Raw genomic sequence first — 17,145 nt, 5'->3', positions numbered from 1 at the left:
TGGCTTACTCGATGCGTTTGCGGGACTGAGAAAACTTTCTCTGGCAATTACCTAAAGAGAAAGGGTATACGAAGCTGTGGCTGTCTCAACCCTATGAGGAAGCTCGACTTAATCGGTGACAAATACGGTCAGCTACTTGTCGTGGGTGAGGTTGAATCGACCACAGGGCGCAAATGGAAATGTTTTTGCGATTGCGGCAGAGAACGAATCGCATGCCATTCCAACCTTCGGAGAGGAACCGCAGTAGATTGTGGCTCCCACAAAGCTAAGAAGGAGCCGAAACTCCCTAAGCCTCGTAAGCCTATGGCCGGACCCACCCCACAGGACTTGACTGGTCGAAAGTTCGGCATGCTGACCGCTCGCCATCTGATGAAGAAGAAAAAGAAGGGGAATCTGAGGGCGTGGCACTGCACTTGTGACTGTGGGAATGAAACGATCGCCAACGCTGGAAACCTGAAAACGGGCAACACGGCTAGTTGCGGGTGACTGAATGTCCAGCCCTACAACAAGCCAATAAATCCCGACGACTTTGAAACAAGACATTAAATCCGACTCTCGCGATCGCATGAGCTACCCTCCTCAGATTTCTCTCAAAGTGCTGCAGGCCGAGCACCCCGACTTCAGCGCGGCTAAGCCTCACTTAGAGAGAATCCAGTTGCTGGTCGAGGGTGGCTGGCGGCTGCGCGACAAGCTCGGGATGTTTCTCAAGCAGCGACCGGGCGAGGAGGACGCGATCTACGAGGCGCGTTTAGAAAAATTTGCTTATAGCGGCGTGTTGGGCCCCTGCATTAGCCAAATGGCCGCTAAGCTCACCTTGGGCACGATTCAACTCAGTAACGTTACCAATGAGTCCTTCTGGGAAGCGTTTAAAGAAGATAACAATGGCCAAGGTCGTACTAAGACTCAGTTAATCGAGCAGCTGTTCGCTGAGGGCTTGAAGTATCGAACGGTCGTTATTCACATTGACAAACCCAAAGCGCCTGTAGAGCCGAGATCGCGTGCTGAAGAAGAGCAGTTAGGCCTGCGCACGAATCTCGTTTTGTACCCTGCTGTTCAGGTGCCGATGTGGTCTGAATCCAACGGCAAGCTGAACTGGGTTAAGGTCTTTCAGCTTTTGGATGACACCTCTGACCCGCTGCGTAAGCCCCTAAAGCTGGCCCGCTGGACTTATATAGACAACGAGCAAATTGCTGTCTACGAGAGCTTCGTTAAGCTTGGCTCTCAGGGGCAAATCATTGAGCTCTTAGACGACAAGGGCGAGCCTTTGCCTACGACTGATGGAGAACCCAAGGTTCCTCTAACAAGTCTGGTGCTTCACGGCTTTGGGGTTATCCCGAGCGCCAAACTGGAGTTGCCCGACGGTAAATGGAGTGGCAACCACGCGAGCCCTAAAGCTGAAGAATGCTTAAGGCTTGAGTGCCATCGTTATGACCTACTGACAGCATCATATCTACAACGAACCTACACACCTCACCAGACACCTGATGGCGACTTGGGCGATACCTATGTCGGAGATGACGAGCCTCTGCCTACTGGCCTTCAGTACGTTCTGCAGGTTGATAAGTTCGAGTGGAGCGAGCCCAAGGGCGACATCATCCTCCACATCGATAAGGCTCTAGAGAGTGCTGAGAAGCAGATTCGAGCCATCCTCGGCACTGGTGGCGCTTATACCCAAGAGCCCATTGAGGCCTCAGGCATCAGCAAGGAAATGGACTTCGAAATCGAGGACGCTCGCCTTGAGAGCTATGGTCACATCCTGACCGACTGTCTTCAAGACATCTACCAGCTGGTTGCTAAGGCTGAAGCACAAGATGCTGAAAGCCTTGCTGTCAGTGGCCTTGATGAATTTGGCGGCGATCGCTTAGTTGACCTCATCGAAGCTCTCAACATGTTGCTAGGTATTGACCTGGCGCGGCTAGAGCAGTCTTTGACACCTACTTTGCATGTCTTGATTCGTGAGCGGTTGCTGAGCCTGTTGATGGGAAATCTAACACCTGAGCAACGGCAGACCGTTTTGGATGAAGCAGCTGCAGCGCCTATGCCTGAGCCTGTTCAGACAGAGTTTATTAGGCAGGCTTAAAGGTCGTCTTTAGAGGTCTTTACAAAAAAACTGCATAAGTTTCTGTGAAACAGAGACTTAGCTCCACTAGTGCTGCGCAGCGAAGAGACGTCTTACAAGTGCCAAAAAGATCTTAGATTCAGAACCATTAAATTATCTTCATAAGCAATTTTTCACAAAAGCGAGGCAAACTTATTCAAAATTTTACCATTCCCAGCCTGACAAATAGGAACTTCAGCGAAAGCAGAAATAGCTTTCCTGCCATATATCCTCCCTATGCCGTCAATACTAAACAATTCGATCAGCCGGTTATTTTACGTTTTTTGCTTTTCATTGGGTGCTTCCACCTTAATAAACCAAGTCAACCATAAGGGCTATTGGAATAGCACTATCTATAGAGTTCAGACAGTAGATTTTAATATTCTTTCACACACTTTGCCAACTAAACTCTCTCACGCTCTTATGGCAGGAGCTGAGGGGGAAATTCAGCGTACACTAGATAGCAACTATGGTCACTTTGGGCTTGTCGTCACGAACTGTACGATAGAGAGAAGGGATTGCCCTGGCGAAGAAATTCGATTTAAGACTGATTCAACCTACTCTTGGAGCAAGCTTCTTGATACAAGCACGCTTGCAAAGTCTGAGTACGATCTACTAAGAAATCCACCGCCTCTGTACGCAGAGGGAAAATATGATAATTCGCGCGATGATGCTAGAAAGGCAACTGGTTTTCTCAACCAAGGTGAAGTGATTGGTCGAGTTTATTATGTTCGAGGCTTGTCGCCAAGCTTTTTCCCCTCCTATTTATCGTGGGTAAAGACCTGGCCAGAAGGGTTTTGGGTCGATAGCGGAGCTAAAAAGTATTATGCTCTCACAACGTCATTCGCTATTGTTTTTGGTTTTGTGTCATGGGCCGTTGTTGAGTTAGCTAACGGAAAGCGGAAGCAACAAAAGCGTACATCAGAATCATTGTTAAGACAGAAAGAGGCCGAAGCCGAGGCTCAAGAACTTAGAATTCAACACCAGCTAAATGACTACCAGCTGCTAGAGGGTCAATTCAGCGATAGTCAAAAAATTGTTCAGCTACACCAGCAAACAATTTATGACAAAGAAATCCAACTAAAGAATCTTCACCAAGATAGGAGTCAAGCTATTCACCAGATCCAGCAGCTAAAGAATGAGATTCAGATTAAGGATGACAGGATTAAAGCCGATGAACAGTCTCGAATCGATATTCAGAAGCAGTTGCTTGAAAACAAAGAGTTGTTACAACAGAAGGAGAAAGAACTAGGTTCAGCCCAGCAAAGCAAGCTCCAAGATCAGCAAAAACTGAGGCAAGAATTTAGCCAGCTTCTACAAGACAGGGAAAAGTTAAGCCAACAACTCTCAACTAAAGACGCTCAAGTTAGATCCGAGCAGCAGATAAAGGCGCTTTACGAACAGCAACTTGACAAGGCTCATCAAGAAAAGGATGAAGCTGAGAGAAGAGCTGAAGAAGTTTATCACTCAAAAGAAGAGATGGTTCTAAAAAACCAGACTCTTGCTGAGGAAAACGATTTTTTCAAGAGGCAGCTGCTAGAGGTGTCTCAGCCAAACCAGGATGCGAATGAGTTTGAAAAAGAAGTGATCAGAGTCCTAAATGACTGCGAAAAGATTAGATCTAGAGAATGGGAATACCTATTTAGATACGACGCAAGTCGAGATGGGAAATGCAGTCAAGCAACTGACTTCATAGTGGTTGGCCAATCCTTTTTAGCGGTCATAGAAGCCAAGGGCTATGGCGGAAAAATAATCTCTGGTCAAAACATTCTTAATAGCCGTTGGTATTGCCAGAACTCAAAGGGTCACCAGATAGAGGTTGCGTCCTGTTGGGGAGTCAATCCTTATATGCAGGTTGATACATATGCTAAGTCATTAATGCGAGTATTCGAAGACCTGTCGAAAAAATGGCCTAGCTTAAAGAAATCACCCCGAAAAAGGATAGCTTACTCATACGGTATTGTCGTATTCAAGAGTGAAGCTGACATATCTGACATACCCGCGAAGCTAAGCGAATTTCGTCGTGTGACAATACTAGATAACCTTATTAATACAATTGAGGCTGTGGAGCAAGATGTAAAAAACAGTCAGGCTGGCAGACTAGTGAGAGCCTCTGAAATAATGCAGTGTATTCAGAATACTAGTACCTTCAGACATAGAGATGAAGACGTTGCTTAAACAACTAAAAATCTGATTCTGTTACCAAAATGACAATACTTCTTTGTCCTAAACCTCATTCTAGAAAAGCGAAAGCTTAAGTGAATGCCCCTACTGGTAAGGGGCTCTATAAATATCCAGATATAGCCGTCCACGACCTACTGCAGTTGGGGCGGTTTTTTTTGCCAATGCAGAGAAATCCTAAACGGACATTTATTAATATGACGACATCAGAAGACCTCAACCAGTCAGAAACTTCCCAGCCCGAAGCTCTAACCCTAGAGCATCTAACCACTCTCCTGAACACCTTCAAGACTGAAGTGTTAGCCGAGGTCAATACTGCCAATGCTGGTGCTGTAGCTTCCATGAAGAAGCAGCTACAGAAGATGACGGATGCGCCTCAGACCCCAGCGGCTGACTCTAGCGCTGAAAGTCCTGACGATACCGGCAGTCAGAAGCTGACCCTCAAAGCTCTCCAGACCCAATTCGCTGAGCTTCAAGCTGAGCGTGAGCGGGAACGACAAGAGACTCTTCAGGCCAAGCGAAATTCAGCCCTCACCCAGGCGATTGCAGGCACTGGCGCACTGAGCCAAAAGGTTCTTTACCGCTTATTCCTAGCTGACCACGGCGACAAGATTCAGCAGGAAGGCGACCAGTGGTTCGTTAAACATGGGGACGATGATGTCGCTCCTCTAGAAACGACCATCACAAAGTTTCTGGCTTCTGACGAAGGTAAATTTTTCATCCCCCCTCTGGTGTCAGCGGGGCGGGAAGCACCGAAACGAAGTCTACTACTGCCCCCGCTAAAACCACCTACAGCTCTCGCCTCGAACAGATCACGGCAGAGCTTCAGAGTGGCGAAGCAAAACTCGCTCTTCAACCTTTTCATCCGTAAAGCAAAACAACAATGACAAATATCAACACCTACAGCCCTGCTGACCTCATGTCGGCTGTGGCCGAACAAACGTTGGCCGAGACTCGCTTGGTTGAAACCCCTCTTTTGGGTCTTCTAGCATCTTGCTCACAACTTACTCGTCAACGCCCCATCGAATGGTCTGCTCGTTTAACTGATGCTGCCTCTGCGGGCCGTGCTCTCGCTGGCTCTCTAGCTGACGATACTGCTGGTTCCCTTGGGGAAGCTGCCCTGACCGTTCCCGATTACTACTTCAAGTATCAGATGAACGTTCGTCGTCGTGACCTCATCGAAGCTACTGCTACTGGCAAAATCCAGGCGGTTCGTTCTGCTGTAGGCACTGAAGTCGCTGATGCTCTTCGGTCTCTTACCCAGCAGATTAATGGAGTGCTGTATACCGGCAATGGCACTGCTAACGCCACTCACTTTGGAGTAATTGGGTTAAACATGATCGCGGCCCAAACGGGTAGCTACGCTGGCATCTCTCGCTCCACTTACCCACGCTGGAAATGCATCGTTAAGCAGGGTGCAACTCCTGGCACCCCTGAGGCTCTGACCGTAGGCCGTGTCACTGCTTTGCTGCGCGCTCGTCGGGTGGCTGGCGCGACCTCTGCTCGAAACAATGGGACAAATCTTTTCATCTTGACTAGCGATGAGATTGACCAAGACGTACTGAGAAAGCTTTATCAGGCTGAGACTCAGGTCAATGCTGATTACGGCAACATGGTCGCGAACATTCAGCAATTCGCTGGCTATGCCATCAAAGGCATTCCTGTCATCAGCGATGTTGTAGCTGCGACCGCTAACAAAATGCAGTTCATCGACCCCTCAAAGATGGATCTCTACGTTTTCGATGAAGAGGGCGCGTCCGGCACTATCGATAACAAGATCTCCTTCTTCTCCTACCAAGGCCTGAAGTTCCGCATGGCTGACGTTAGCGACAACCATCCCGACGTTTTCAAAGCTGAGATTTCGATCTCCTTGCAGCTTAAGGCTCACGACCCCGTTCAGGCTTTGTCTGTGCTGGATGACGTGTCTAACGCTGCGGCCTAAGTTCTTCACTCACTCCTCTGGAAATAAGCATGGCCAAGCTCGACCCTAGCGTAATCGAAGATATTTTCATCAGGCTGGGCTACCCGAGCGACGGAGTAATCCTTCTTCAAACTGGTTACGCGAGCGATGGGTTACTCCTCCTCAAGCGGCGACTGGAGGAGGAGTACTCTCAGGCCACCATCGACCGGGTGTCTGTCATCTTCGATGAGCTTGACGAAATCGATGAGCAGAAGAAGGAAGCACGCCAGTCCAGCATGGCAGGCTCAACGAGTCATACCAAGCTGAACTGGAAGCTTCACCTTCAACATCTGAACTGCGATGGCCATACTCTTCTCGAAGAGCTGGCCCGCCGCGTCAACCTTCCGATTTACTGGAGCAAGTACTCCCCGGCTAAGAGACATACAACTCAGTACCAGTAACCACAAATGAAAGTTTCCTTCGTAGCGTCCGGGCCTCTCCACGAGAATCCTCTAAAACATTTCCGTCGCGCTGTCACCCAATCAATGGAAGACACCGCCGAATACGGCATGGGGATTCTCAAAGCGAGAACACCCGTTCGCACGGGGAGACTGCGAAATTCTTGGTTCAGCAAAATCGAAAGCTGGAATTCTTTTTACTTTTCCAATTCAGCCCCGTACACCAAGTTCGTTGAGCAAAAAGTTTTGATGGCTAGCCACTCTCAACCCGAGATCGATCGCTACCTGTCGCGCGCGCTTGACGAAAATATTGAGCGTGAAATGAATTGAGATAGCTCAATCTCATTGCAAGACTTAAAAGTTCTTGCTTTAAGTATTTGCACTCAAAAAATAATCACAGAATAATCACACTATACTTATCTAATAACCACGAAATAATTACACTATAATTGCCCCGCTGTTATCTCTAGTGAGGCCAATTTTGACCTCAAAAATCGATTATCACAGAATAATCATGAGATTTTTACCTCATAATTACATTATAAGTGTCCTGTGATTATTATTTTGAGTATAAATACTCATAAATCTTTTCCTCAACACCGGCTCAAAGATGCCAAACCTTTTTCAAAAACTTGCTGGAGTTGAGAGCGTTTTTGCCGTTATCGAAACTAGATTGGGTCTTCCTCAGCGGTGCACTCTATTGTTTCGTCATCAATTTCTCAACGATACACGCACTGCTTCAACCATTAAAGATTATCTCGTCGTCCCTCGACCATACATCACCTCGGCACCGCCGCGACTGATTGGCTTGCTCATCGGCAACGTCGGGCTTCTTTTTGAGTACAAGGATTTGATTGAATGGCAAGGCCCACACTTAATACAGGCGATGTTTGGCAGGATTCGCTAGCCAACGCAGCTGGGTTTCCTCAAATGACCGGCGAAGACGAATATGGTCATGGCCCCAAGGTAATTGATGATTGGTTAGACGATGAACCAGACCAAATAAAAGCCCAGTTCTACAACTGGAAGAATCGAATCAAGATTACCGAAGTCTCGGGGCTATCGGTAAGCTACACCTCTGCCGCAGTACTACTTACCAGTGGTAGCTCTGTAGCAATCAGCGCTGGGTCTCTTACCTTGCCTGATAACACATCAGGCCGCATTTATATTGATGACACTGGCGCGGTCGTGCAGGGAGCAACCTTCCCACAGATTTGTGTTCCCCTAGCCTATTTTGCAACCTCTGCTGGGGCGATTACTACCCTTTCAGACTTACGGTATCAGGCTGTTGAACAAGTTACACCTGTCAACATTTCAGCGGCTTCCATCTTCAGTATTGGGGATATTAAAGAGTCCGCTCGTGCTACTCCTGAAGCAGGCTGGTTGTTGTGCGATGGGGCAAGCTACGCTGTTGCGGCCTACCCTCTATTGCACGCTGCGAGTGGCACTACCTACAACAATATTGGTGACCCTCTAGGAACGTTTCGAGTCCCAGATTGCCGGCAGCGAGTAACCCTGGGAGCCGGTACTGATGGCATTTTAACTAACCGTCCTTTAGGCACTAAGACCGGCGCTGAAACCGTCACCCTTATGGTCGCTCAGATGCCTCCTCACGGACACAATGCTAGTCAGACGGCGCATAGCCACTAGGTCAATGACCCTGGACACAATTACCCAATCAGTGACCCTGGGCATACCCACGCCTTTAGTCAATCTCCTCACAGCCACGGGGTTAATGACCCTGGACACAATCATGCCGCGCGTAGTAATGCTGGAGGTGGCCCTGGCCCCGGTCAGTCGGTAATCCAAACCGAATTTAACTTCAACCTTCCTGTTTTCACTGCATTTATCACCAGCAGTGGCACAGGTATTTCCTTAAACCCCGCAACGATTAATGCTTCTATTGGGGTTAGTGATACTGGGGTGTCTGTCTCGAACTCTGGGACGGGCGTCTCAATTCAAGGGGCTCAGCCTGCTATAACCATCAACAATCAGGGCGGCGGTGCAGCTCACCCTATCATGCAGCCCAGCATTGTCCTAAACAAATTCATCAGAGCTTTTTGGGTGAGTCGATATTGCTCAGAAGCCCTCAAACTTCTGAGGTGCCATTATCGTGCCGCCAGGGTTCTAGCGTAAGAGGACAGGATTGACCGTGGAGTCCTATCCAAATATTCTGGTCTGGAATTTCCACTTGAAGTTCAGCGAAATGTTGCTTTAATTCGCTGGGCTTACAATCCAAGAACATCAGTATTTCTATTATTGGGTCTCGATACGCTGCCTGATGGCGTGCCCAGCGACTTCGTTTTCTCCTACGAAGATTTACACTACATTCGTGGGAACAGCAACGTTTTTCCTTATAAGTGGCTGTGAACGGTGAGTTGCAGTATTGACACCAGAGTGTGTAAGTCTTTTTCATTTCATTAATGAGGTTAAAGATTCTCAGGCGGGACGTATTGGTGGATTATTCCAGCATAATGTTTGAGTACTGTTTCAGGGCTGTCGCCCAACCACTCGGCTACTTGTCGAATGGGCACTCCAGCCTCTAGGCAATTAGTCGCGAAGGTATGCCTAGTGTGATACTGCGAACGATATTCGGCCACTAGACCTTGGGATACCAATCGAGTAACCCGCCGCTGCCATCCAGCTTGAAAGGCTCTTAAGTTTGGAACGTTAAATAGCAAATCTTCTGGCTTAGCTTCAGCTGGCCTCAAAGTTTGAAGAAATTGGTGAAGCTGATCGTTACAGGGTAGCTTTCTAGCTCTATGGGTCTTAGTGTCGGTAATGCGATTTTTTGCCCCTGACAGAGATTCATAGATTTTTAAGTGTTCTTCCCTAACGTGTCTCCAGCGTATTCCTCTAGCTTCTCCGGTTCTTGTGCCTGTTAGGAAGAGAAATTTCACTATGGGGTAATAGACTGATCCTTCGAATGACTTAAGGATGGCCGCAGTCTCATCGGGAGCGAACGGGCGACAACTTGTAGGTGGGCTCTTTCTAAGTTCCTCAGCCAGCCCAAGAAAAGGGTTACCTTTTATTAACTGGGACTGGATGGCCCACCTACAGCACGCGTTCAACTGGACGAGGGTGCGCCGCGATGAGTCTCGGGTGTAGTGGCTAAGTAGCCAGTCCCTAACCGCTATCGCTTGCTCAGGTTTTGTACTGGGGCAGGACTTTAGATGGTTCGAGACAGTTTTGTACTGCCCATCCAGCGTGGTGGGACTAACCTGCGGAGCCTTAAAGACCAGATACCTTGCCCAAAGCTCTGCCAGGGTTAAGATCGGGAGAACCTTCTCTGGTTCTTTTTTCTTAGGAGGTTGGATCCGATAACGGTTGAAAGTTTTGTCTACGCAGTCATAAGCCAAGTCATGTTCTAGAAGCTGAGCTTTGAGCTGAGCCAACTCCCTGCCGTCTAGCCCCTCCCGTAGACCAATTGACAAATACTTCCGCTTGCCTCCCCAAAGGAACCGTAGTTGAAGGGCTCCATGACTGGATGTGATGCCAACTTTTGAACGCATGGGTGGTAAAAATGGTGGTAGGTCGGGGATAACCGTTTACCACCAGGGCTAGAACACCCATCAGTCAACCTTTTCCGGGGATTGGTATACCCGACTTGAAATCGGGTGTCCGCAAGGACCGAGGGTTCGAATCCCTCCCTCTCCGTACTGTGGTTTCAAGCTTGCAGCTCACCATGCGGTCATTGGCTCAAATGTCAATTACGGCAGCTTTGCTGTAGAAAACTGCCGTGATTGCATAGAAAATTAGTTCAGAATTAGAGCGAATTTTTGGCATGATCGCATCGATCAGGCTATTAGTGGATTAACCAAGGGTTCATTCCCCGATTTAGCAACGTTCTTGCCGAAATGCCTGTGCCCACCGAACTCTGGATTGACACCCTGCCCTCTGCGATCGGCGATATTGTGCTGGTGTCCGATGGCGTGTCGCTCTGCGCCCTCGACTTTGCCGGCTATGAAACTCGCCTGCTGACCTTACTCAACAAGCGGTTTACGGCAGTCACGCTAAAGCCCTGCACCAACCCCCAGGGCTTTAGCGATCGCCTCAGAGCCTACCTAGCGGGCGATTTGCACAGTTTCGACTCGGTGCCTGTCAACCCTGGGGGCACCGCGTTTCAGCAGCAGGTGTGGCTAGCGCTGCGCCAGATCCCCGCTGGCACAGTGACTACCTACGGCGAACTGGCGGCAAAATTGGGCAAACCCACGGCCTATCGGGCGGTGGGCATGACCAACTCGCTCAACCCCGTAGCGATCGCTCTGCCCTGCCACCGTGTTGTCGGCACCAACGGCCAGCTCATTGGCTACGCGGGCGGCCTAGAGCGCAAGCAGTGGCTACTGCACCACGAAGGCGTAGATTTAGCCAACCGGGGCTCAACCCAGCAGGAATTAGCGCTAGGGCTTTAGGTACATATCGGGGCCACCCAGCCTGGAATAATGAGAGATGGCCGTTTCCCTTGGCGTACCCCATGACCCTCTCTGCACCGGATTTGCGATCGCCCCTGACCCTGCCCGAGATGGGCTGCGGCACCTGGGCCTGGGGCAACCGGCTGCTGTGGGGCTACGACCCAGCCATGGATGGCGAGCTGCAACAGGTCTTTGACCACTGCCTCAGCCACGGCGTTACTCTGTTCGACAGCGGCGACTCCTACGGCACCGGGCGGCTAAATGGTCGCAGCGAAGTTTTGCTGGGGCAATTTGCCCAGAGCTACACGGGGCCAAACCGAGATTCCCTCTGCCTAGCGACGAAGCTAGCCGCCTACCCCTGGCGGCTCACCGCCGGGTCGGTGGTGAAAGCCGGAGCCGCCTCCGTCGAGCGGCTGGGTCGCCCCATCGACCTGGCCCAGATGCACTGGTCTACCGCCAACTACGCCCCCTGGCAGGAAGGGCCATTTCTCGACGGGCTGATGGAGTTGTGCGCGCAGGGCCAAGCTAAGGCCGTGGGCCTGTCGAACTTTGGCCCCAAGCGGCTCAGGCTGGCCCACCAGCGGTTTCAGGAGCGGGGGCTGGCGATCGCCACGCTGCAAGTGCAGTATTCGCTGCTGTCCACCTACCCGGTCACCGAGCTGGGCCTGAAGGATCTCTGCGATGAGCTAGGCATTCGTCTGATCGCCTATAGCCCCTTAGCGCTGGGGTTGCTGACCGGCAAATACTCGGCGCAGGGGCCGTTTCCTTCAGGCCTGCGGGGCCTGTTGTTCCGCCGACTGTTGCCCAAAATTCAGCCGTTACTAGATGTGCTGGGGGCGATCGCCGCCCACCGCCAAAAAACCTCGGCCCAGGTGGCCCTCAACTGGTGCATTTGCAAAGGCACAATGCCAATTCCAGGGGCCAAAACCCTAGCTCAAGCTCAGCAAAACACCGATGCCCTGGGCTGGCGATTAGACAGTGGAGAAATTGAATCGCTCGATCGGGCAGCCAACCGTAGCGAGGGTCGAATGGTGCAGAACAACTTTCAATCTCGCTAGCCTCTCGGCGTTGCTGAACGGTGGCATGAATTTGGGCCGAGCAAACGGCTGTTTGCCCCTGTGAGATACGTTGAATTGTTGAGCTACACCTGTATTCAGTAATCTTGTCTCTCTATTGGGATAGATATCGGTCGTTTTCGCCTACGTCATTAACTAGAGATCAGGAGTGACCGTAGGGGAGATGTATGGTTAGCTCACCCGTCTCGATAATGGTCGCATCAGTCGAGACAATTGAGTTCCTGTCCCCAGTTTTGGAGAACACCCATGCTGCGTTACGCGTTGATTTTCCTGGTCGTAGCTTTGATTGCCGCGTTCTTTGGGTTTAGTGGCGTAGCTGGCACCGCCGCAGGCATTGCCCAAATTTTGTTCTACATTTTCCTGGCTATCTTTGTCGTGTCTCTGATCATGAATCTCCTCAAGCGCGCCTAGGCTTTTGCAGCCAGCGATTGTTTAGAAACACCTTAGTCTTGTGTTAAAAATCTCCTTTCCTCAGTTGAGGAAAGGAGATTTTTTTATATATCTGTATCTCACCGTGATACGGTTTGCTGCTCTATAGCTTCAAGAATGACAGGCCAATCAGCGCGATGTAGTTCGTGTCCTGTTCCAAGCAATGGTAGTAATACAGCCCCCTGAATCTCTGCTTGCAATGCCAAGCCATGGGCATAGGGTAAAACACAATCTTCTGTGCCATGAATAATCAGAGTTGGTATTATTCTTAACCTTGAGCTACTAAAATCTACACCAGCAGGATGTAAGCAATAACCGGTCTATCTATAAGTTCTAAGCTAGATAGCTCAGAGGCTGGGCGAACATGTTAGATGCAAAACTGTTGAGGCTCCCTTATGGTTTACTTGCTGGCGCTGCTGATAAGCATCATCGCAGGTCTACGCACCATGACCGCGATCGCCGCGATCAGCTGGGCCGCCTACCTGGGCTACCTCAACCTAACCGGCAGCTGGCTCGCCCTCCTGGGCTACCGCTTCACCCCCTGGATCTTGTCAGCGCTGGCACTGGGCGAATTCGTCACCGACCAACTTCTTTTTACGCTAAGTCGTAAGGTTCCGGTTCAGTTTGGCGATCGCATTCTCAGTGGCGCTATCTCAGGGGCGGCGATCGCCATCGTCGGCGGAGTTTTAGTTGTGGGGCTGCTGTAATGACTCAATCCTTTGATGCGCTAATTATTGGGGCTGGCCAGGCGGGGCCATCGCTGGCCGGACGGCTAACTGCGGCGGGCATGACCGTAGCGCTAGTCGAGCGCCATCTGTTTGGCGGCACCTGCGTCAACACCGGCTGCACGCCGACTAAAACCTTGGTCGCTAGTGCCTATGCTGCTCACCTAGCCCGCCGCGCCGCCGACTACGGTGTGGTGATCTCGGGTGCGATCGAGGTCGATATAGCCCAGGTCAAGGCGCGAACCAATGCCGTGGTTGCCAACTCCCGCAGCGGGGTAGAGGCCTGGCTCGGCAGCATGGAGCGCTTGACCGTGTTCCGTGGTCAGGCCCGCTTTGAAAGCGCAAACACCCTACAGGTCGGCGACGAACTCCTGACCGCGCCGCAAATTTTCATCAACGTGGGCGGGCGGGCGCGGGTGCCCAAAATGCCCGGCATTGAGAAGATTGACTATCTGACCAATACCTCCATGCTGGCGCTCGACAGTCTGCCCCGTCATTTGGTGATAGTGGGTGGCAGCTACATCGGCCTAGAGTTTGCCCAAATTTACCGTCGCTTTGGGGCAGCGGTAACGGTGGTTGAAAAAGGCCCGCGCCTGGTTTCCCGGGAAGATGAAGACGTATCCACCGCAATTCGAGACATGCTCGAAGCCGAGGATGTGCAGGTGCGCACGGGGGCCGAATGCATTGCCTTTGCCCCCCATGCTGATGGCGCGTCGGTGCACCTTGACTGCACCGAGGGCGAACCCGAGGTGATTGGTAGCCACGTCCTGCTAGCGGTGGGGCGTCAGCCCAACACCGATGATTTGGGCCTCGATCGCGCTGGTATAGCCACAGACGAGCACGGCTACATCACCGTTGACAATCAGCTCCGCACCAGCGTGCCGGGCGTTTGGGCCTTAGGCGACTGCAATGGCCGGGGGGCATTCACCCATACCTCCTACAACGATTTTGAGATTGTCGCCGCCAATCTGCTCGATGGCGAGACTCGGCGGGTGAGCGATCGCATCCCCGCCTACGCCCTCTACACTGACCCACCCCTAGGGCGCGTCGGCATGACCGAGGCCCAGGCTCGCGCCACCGGGCGACCACTGCTCATGGGCACCAGACCGATGACAAAAGTGGGCCGCGCCATTGAGAAAGGCGAGACCCAGGGCTTGATCAAAATCTTGGCCGACGCTGAGACCCAGCGCATTCTTGGGGCGGCAATTTTGGGCGTTGGTGGCGATGAGGCCATTCACGGGCTGATCGACATCATGACTGCCGATCAGCCCTACACCACCCTACAGAGGGCCGTGCCTATTCACCCCACGGTATCTGAGCTGCTCCCCACTGTGGTGGGCGAAATGCAGCCGCTGCCGCCGACTTGAAGGTATCGCCGCCCCTAGTAGGGCCACTGCCAGTTGACTAGTTCATCCTGATCTTTGCCCTCGGTGTGGGCATAGGTCAGGCACTCGATGATCTTGTTTTTCATCCTCTCCTTCACATGAGCCGCCGCCGAACCCAGCTTGGGCACCCGATCAATCACGTCGATTACCAGGTTAAAGCGATCGATTTGGTTGTTAATCGCCAGCTCTAGCGGGGTGTTAATGTTGCCCTGCTCTTTATAGCCCCGCACGTGGATGCGGTCTTGGTTTGAGCGGCGATACACCAGCTTGTGAATCAGCCAGGGATAGCCGTGGAAGTTGAAGATAATTGGCTTGTCAGGGGTAAACAGCGAGTCGAAGTCGCGATCGCTGAGCCCGTGGGGGTGCTCCCCAGACGAAATTAAGGTAAACAGATCAACCACGTTGACAAACCGCACCTTCAGTTGGGGAAACTCTTCCCGCAGAATAGCGGTCGCCGCCAGTGATTCTTTGGTGACAATGTCGCCGCAGCAGGCCATCACCACGTCGGGAGCATCCGGCTCGGTGCCGCAGTCATCGTTGCTGGCCCAGTCCCAAATACCCAGGCCCTTGGTGCAGTGGGTCACCGCCTGCTCCATGTCGAGGTACTGGAGGTGGTTCTGCTTGTCAGAAACAATCACGTTGATGTAGTCGATGCTGCGGAAGCAGTGGTCGGCCACCGACAGCAGGCAATTGGCATCGGGCGGAAAGTAAACCCGCACCACGTCGGGGCTTTTGTTAGTCACCAGATCGACATAGCCGGGGTCTTGGTGGCTAAAGCCGTTGTGGTCTTGTCGCCACACCAGCGACGACAGCAGAATGTTGAGTGACGACACCGATCGCCGCCAGGGCACATGGTTTTTGCAGATATCTAGCCACTTGGCATGCTGATTAAACATCGAGCTGACCACGTGGGCAAAGGCCTCGTAGCTGTGAAACAGGCCGTGGCGACCGGTGAGCAGATAGCCCTCCAGCCAGCCCTGAAGCGTGTGCTCGCTCAGCATTTCCATCACTCGGCCGTCGCGCGACAGCTCGCCACCGTCGAGGTCTTCAGGCAAAAAGTCGGCCATCCAGGCCTTTTGGGAGACCTCGTACACCGGGTTCAGCCGGTTAGAAGCGGTCTCATCTGGCCCCATCAGGCGGAAGTTGTTGGGGTTGTCGCGCATAATTTCGCGCATCAAAATGCCCAAGGCCTTAGTGTTCTCAAACTCCACACTGCCGGGCCGAGGCACGTCGATCGCATACTCGCGGAATTCGGGCATCTTCAGAGCCTTGCGCAGGATACCGCCGTTGGCGCTTGGGTTATCGCTCATACGGCGGTGGCCCACCGGGGCCAGATCCTTCAGCTCAGGAATTAGGCTACCGTTTTCGTCGAACAGTTCCTCAGGGCCGTAGCTGCGCATCCATTCTGCTAGCAAGCGCAGGTGTTCGGGGTTGGTGTGCATGCCGCCCATAGGCACCTGGTGGGCTCGCCAAAACCCCTCCACTTTGTGGCCATCCACCTCCTTAGGCCCCGTCCAGCCCTTGGGAGTGCGCAGCACAATCATCGGCCAGCGAGGGCGCTCCTGGTTGCCATTGACGCGAGCGTTTTGCTGAATGTCTTTGATTTTGAGAATGCACTCTTCCATGACCGCAGCCATTTGCTGATGCACCTCGGCCGGGTCACTGCCCTCCACAAAATAGGGCGTGTAGCCATAGCCCACAAACAGCGCCTCCAGCTCTTCGTGGGAAATGCGGGAGAGAATACTGGGGTTGGCGATTTTGTAACCATTCAGGTTGAGAATGGGCAGCACTGCCCCATCGCGGGCCGGGTTGATGAATTTGTTGGAGTGCCAGGAGGTGGCTAAGGCCCCCGTTTCTGCCTCTCCGTCTCCCACGACACAGGCGACGATTAACTCGGGGTTGTCGAGGGCGGCCCCAAAGGAGTGAGAGAGGCTATAGCCCAATTCGCCCCCCTCGTGGATAGACCCGGGGGTTTCGGGGGTGACATGGCTGCCAATGTGGCCAGGGAACGAAAACTGCTTGAAGAAGCGGCGCATGCCGTCTTCATCGGGGCTTTTGTCAGGATAGATCTCGGAGTAGGTGCCTTCTAAATAGACCGGCCCCAGCACCCCTGGAGCACCGTGGCCTGGCCCAGCCACAAAGATCATGTTGAGGTCGTACTTTTTAATCAGCCGGTTGCAGTGGATGTAGGTAAAGCTCAGGGCTGGCGAAGCCCCCCAATGACCCAGCAGGCGATGCTTGACGTGCTCAGCCTTGAGGGGTTCCTTTAGCAGGGGGTTACTGCGCAGATAGATCATGCCTACGGCGAGGTAGTTGCAGGCTCGCCAGTAGGCGTGCGTTTTGCGCAGTTCCTCATCGGTGAGGGGCTTAGTTTTGGGAGGGGAGGCTACTACCATGGTGTTAATTCCAGCAAAAAGTACTCGCTATCTTTAAAAGAATTAAAAACAGGGTTTTCAGTCCTAGGTTAACGTTCTAGAGCAT

At 52.1% G+C, this 17,145-nt stretch carries 15 protein-coding genes, 1 tRNA gene and 1 pseudogene; 15 read left to right on the top strand and 2 right to left on the bottom strand.

Translation table 11 applies throughout. The annotated features are described in order from the left end of the window. The first annotated feature begins 529 nt into the window (after positions 1 to 529). The 13 genes from H6F57_RS10370 to H6F57_RS10305 all read left to right on the top strand — a co-directional run bounded on the left by H6F57_RS10370 (position 530) and on the right by H6F57_RS10305 (position 12,536). On the top strand, positions 530 to 2,080 hold the full coding sequence (locus tag H6F57_RS10370) for a hypothetical protein (protein ID WP_190630179.1): 1,551 nt from the start codon (positions 530 to 532) through the stop codon (positions 2,078 to 2,080). A gap of 414 nt (positions 2,081 to 2,494) precedes the next feature. Then, positions 2,495 to 4,276 (top strand): nuclease-related domain-containing protein, encoded by a 1,782-nt coding sequence (locus H6F57_RS10365; protein ID WP_190630181.1) that lies wholly within the window; start codon positions 2,495 to 2,497, stop codon positions 4,274 to 4,276. 146 nt (positions 4,277 to 4,422) lie between these two features. Then, complete coding sequence (locus H6F57_RS10360) at positions 4,423 to 5,166, top strand: hypothetical protein (RefSeq protein ID WP_190630183.1); 744 nt, start codon at positions 4,423 to 4,425, stop codon at positions 5,164 to 5,166. Continuing rightward, complete coding sequence (locus H6F57_RS10355; RefSeq protein WP_190795000.1) at positions 5,163 to 6,221, top strand: hypothetical protein; 1,059 nt, start codon at positions 5,163 to 5,165, stop codon at positions 6,219 to 6,221. The genes H6F57_RS10360 and H6F57_RS10355 overlap by 4 nt, the downstream gene beginning before the upstream one ends. 29 nt (positions 6,222 to 6,250) lie before the next feature. Next, on the top strand, positions 6,251 to 6,640 hold the full coding sequence (locus H6F57_RS10350; RefSeq protein ID WP_190630188.1) for a hypothetical protein: 390 nt from the start codon (positions 6,251 to 6,253) through the stop codon (positions 6,638 to 6,640). An 84-nt stretch (positions 6,641 to 6,724) separates the two neighbouring features. After that, positions 6,725 to 6,967 carry an HK97 gp10 family phage protein gene (locus H6F57_RS10345; RefSeq protein WP_190630191.1) on the top strand — a complete coding sequence of 81 codons (243 nt, stop codon included), beginning with the start codon at positions 6,725 to 6,727 and terminating at the stop codon, positions 6,965 to 6,967. A gap of 280 nt (positions 6,968 to 7,247) precedes the next feature. Then, positions 7,248 to 7,544 carry a hypothetical protein gene (locus H6F57_RS10340; RefSeq protein ID WP_190630193.1) on the top strand — a complete coding sequence of 99 codons (297 nt, stop codon included), beginning with the start codon at positions 7,248 to 7,250 and terminating at the stop codon, positions 7,542 to 7,544. Between the two features lie 23 nt (positions 7,545 to 7,567). Then, positions 7,568 to 8,287, top strand: a complete 720-nt coding sequence (locus tag H6F57_RS10335) for a tail fiber protein (protein WP_190630195.1) — start codon at positions 7,568 to 7,570, stop codon at positions 8,285 to 8,287. 4 nt (positions 8,288 to 8,291) lie between these two features. Next, positions 8,292 to 8,441 (top strand): hypothetical protein, encoded by a 150-nt coding sequence (locus H6F57_RS10330; RefSeq protein WP_190630197.1) that lies wholly within the window; start codon positions 8,292 to 8,294, stop codon positions 8,439 to 8,441. A 1,784-nt stretch (positions 8,442 to 10,225) separates the two neighbouring features. Beyond that, positions 10,226 to 10,294 (top strand) — tRNA-OTHER (locus tag H6F57_RS10320). 206 nt (positions 10,295 to 10,500) lie between these two features. Then, on the top strand, positions 10,501 to 11,049 hold the full coding sequence (locus H6F57_RS10315; RefSeq protein ID WP_313933657.1) for a methylated-DNA--[protein]-cysteine S-methyltransferase: 549 nt from the start codon (positions 10,501 to 10,503) through the stop codon (positions 11,047 to 11,049). A 62-nt stretch (positions 11,050 to 11,111) separates the two neighbouring features. Further along, entirely contained in the window at positions 11,112 to 12,107 is a 996-nt protein-coding gene (locus H6F57_RS10310; protein ID WP_190630203.1) for an aldo/keto reductase, read from the top strand. 264 nt (positions 12,108 to 12,371) lie between these two features. Next, complete coding sequence (locus tag H6F57_RS10305; protein WP_190630205.1) at positions 12,372 to 12,536, top strand: DUF1328 domain-containing protein; 165 nt, start codon at positions 12,372 to 12,374, stop codon at positions 12,534 to 12,536. 98 nt (positions 12,537 to 12,634) lie between these two features. Here the strand turns inward: H6F57_RS10305 and H6F57_RS28325 are convergent. Beyond that, positions 12,635 to 12,820: pseudogene (locus H6F57_RS28325) on the bottom strand (alpha/beta hydrolase); the annotation flags it as partial. Between the two features lie 129 nt (positions 12,821 to 12,949). Between H6F57_RS28325 and H6F57_RS10300 the strand changes: the two are divergent. After that, positions 12,950 to 13,261, top strand: coding sequence for a hypothetical protein (locus H6F57_RS10300; protein WP_190630207.1), 312 nt, complete (start codon positions 12,950 to 12,952; stop codon positions 13,259 to 13,261). Continuing rightward, positions 13,261 to 14,646 carry an FAD-containing oxidoreductase gene (locus H6F57_RS10295; protein WP_190630209.1) on the top strand — a complete coding sequence of 462 codons (1,386 nt, stop codon included), beginning with the start codon at positions 13,261 to 13,263 and terminating at the stop codon, positions 14,644 to 14,646. The genes H6F57_RS10300 and H6F57_RS10295 overlap by 1 nt, the downstream gene beginning before the upstream one ends. A gap of 14 nt (positions 14,647 to 14,660) precedes the next feature. On the opposite strand, the gene H6F57_RS10290 is transcribed toward H6F57_RS10295, so the two are convergent. Continuing rightward, positions 14,661 to 17,060: a phosphoketolase family protein gene (locus H6F57_RS10290; RefSeq protein WP_190630211.1), complete on the bottom strand. Its 2,400-nt coding sequence runs from the start codon at positions 17,058 to 17,060 to the stop codon at positions 14,661 to 14,663. Between the last annotated feature and the right edge of the window lie 85 nt (positions 17,061 to 17,145).

Source organism: Leptolyngbya sp. FACHB-60 (assembly GCF_014695775.1).
Taxonomy (GTDB): Bacteria; Cyanobacteriota; Cyanobacteriia; order Phormidesmidales; family Phormidesmidaceae; genus Nodosilinea.
Note: the sequence above shows the minus strand (reverse complement) of the source record. Positions and strands in the feature narration are given on the sequence as shown.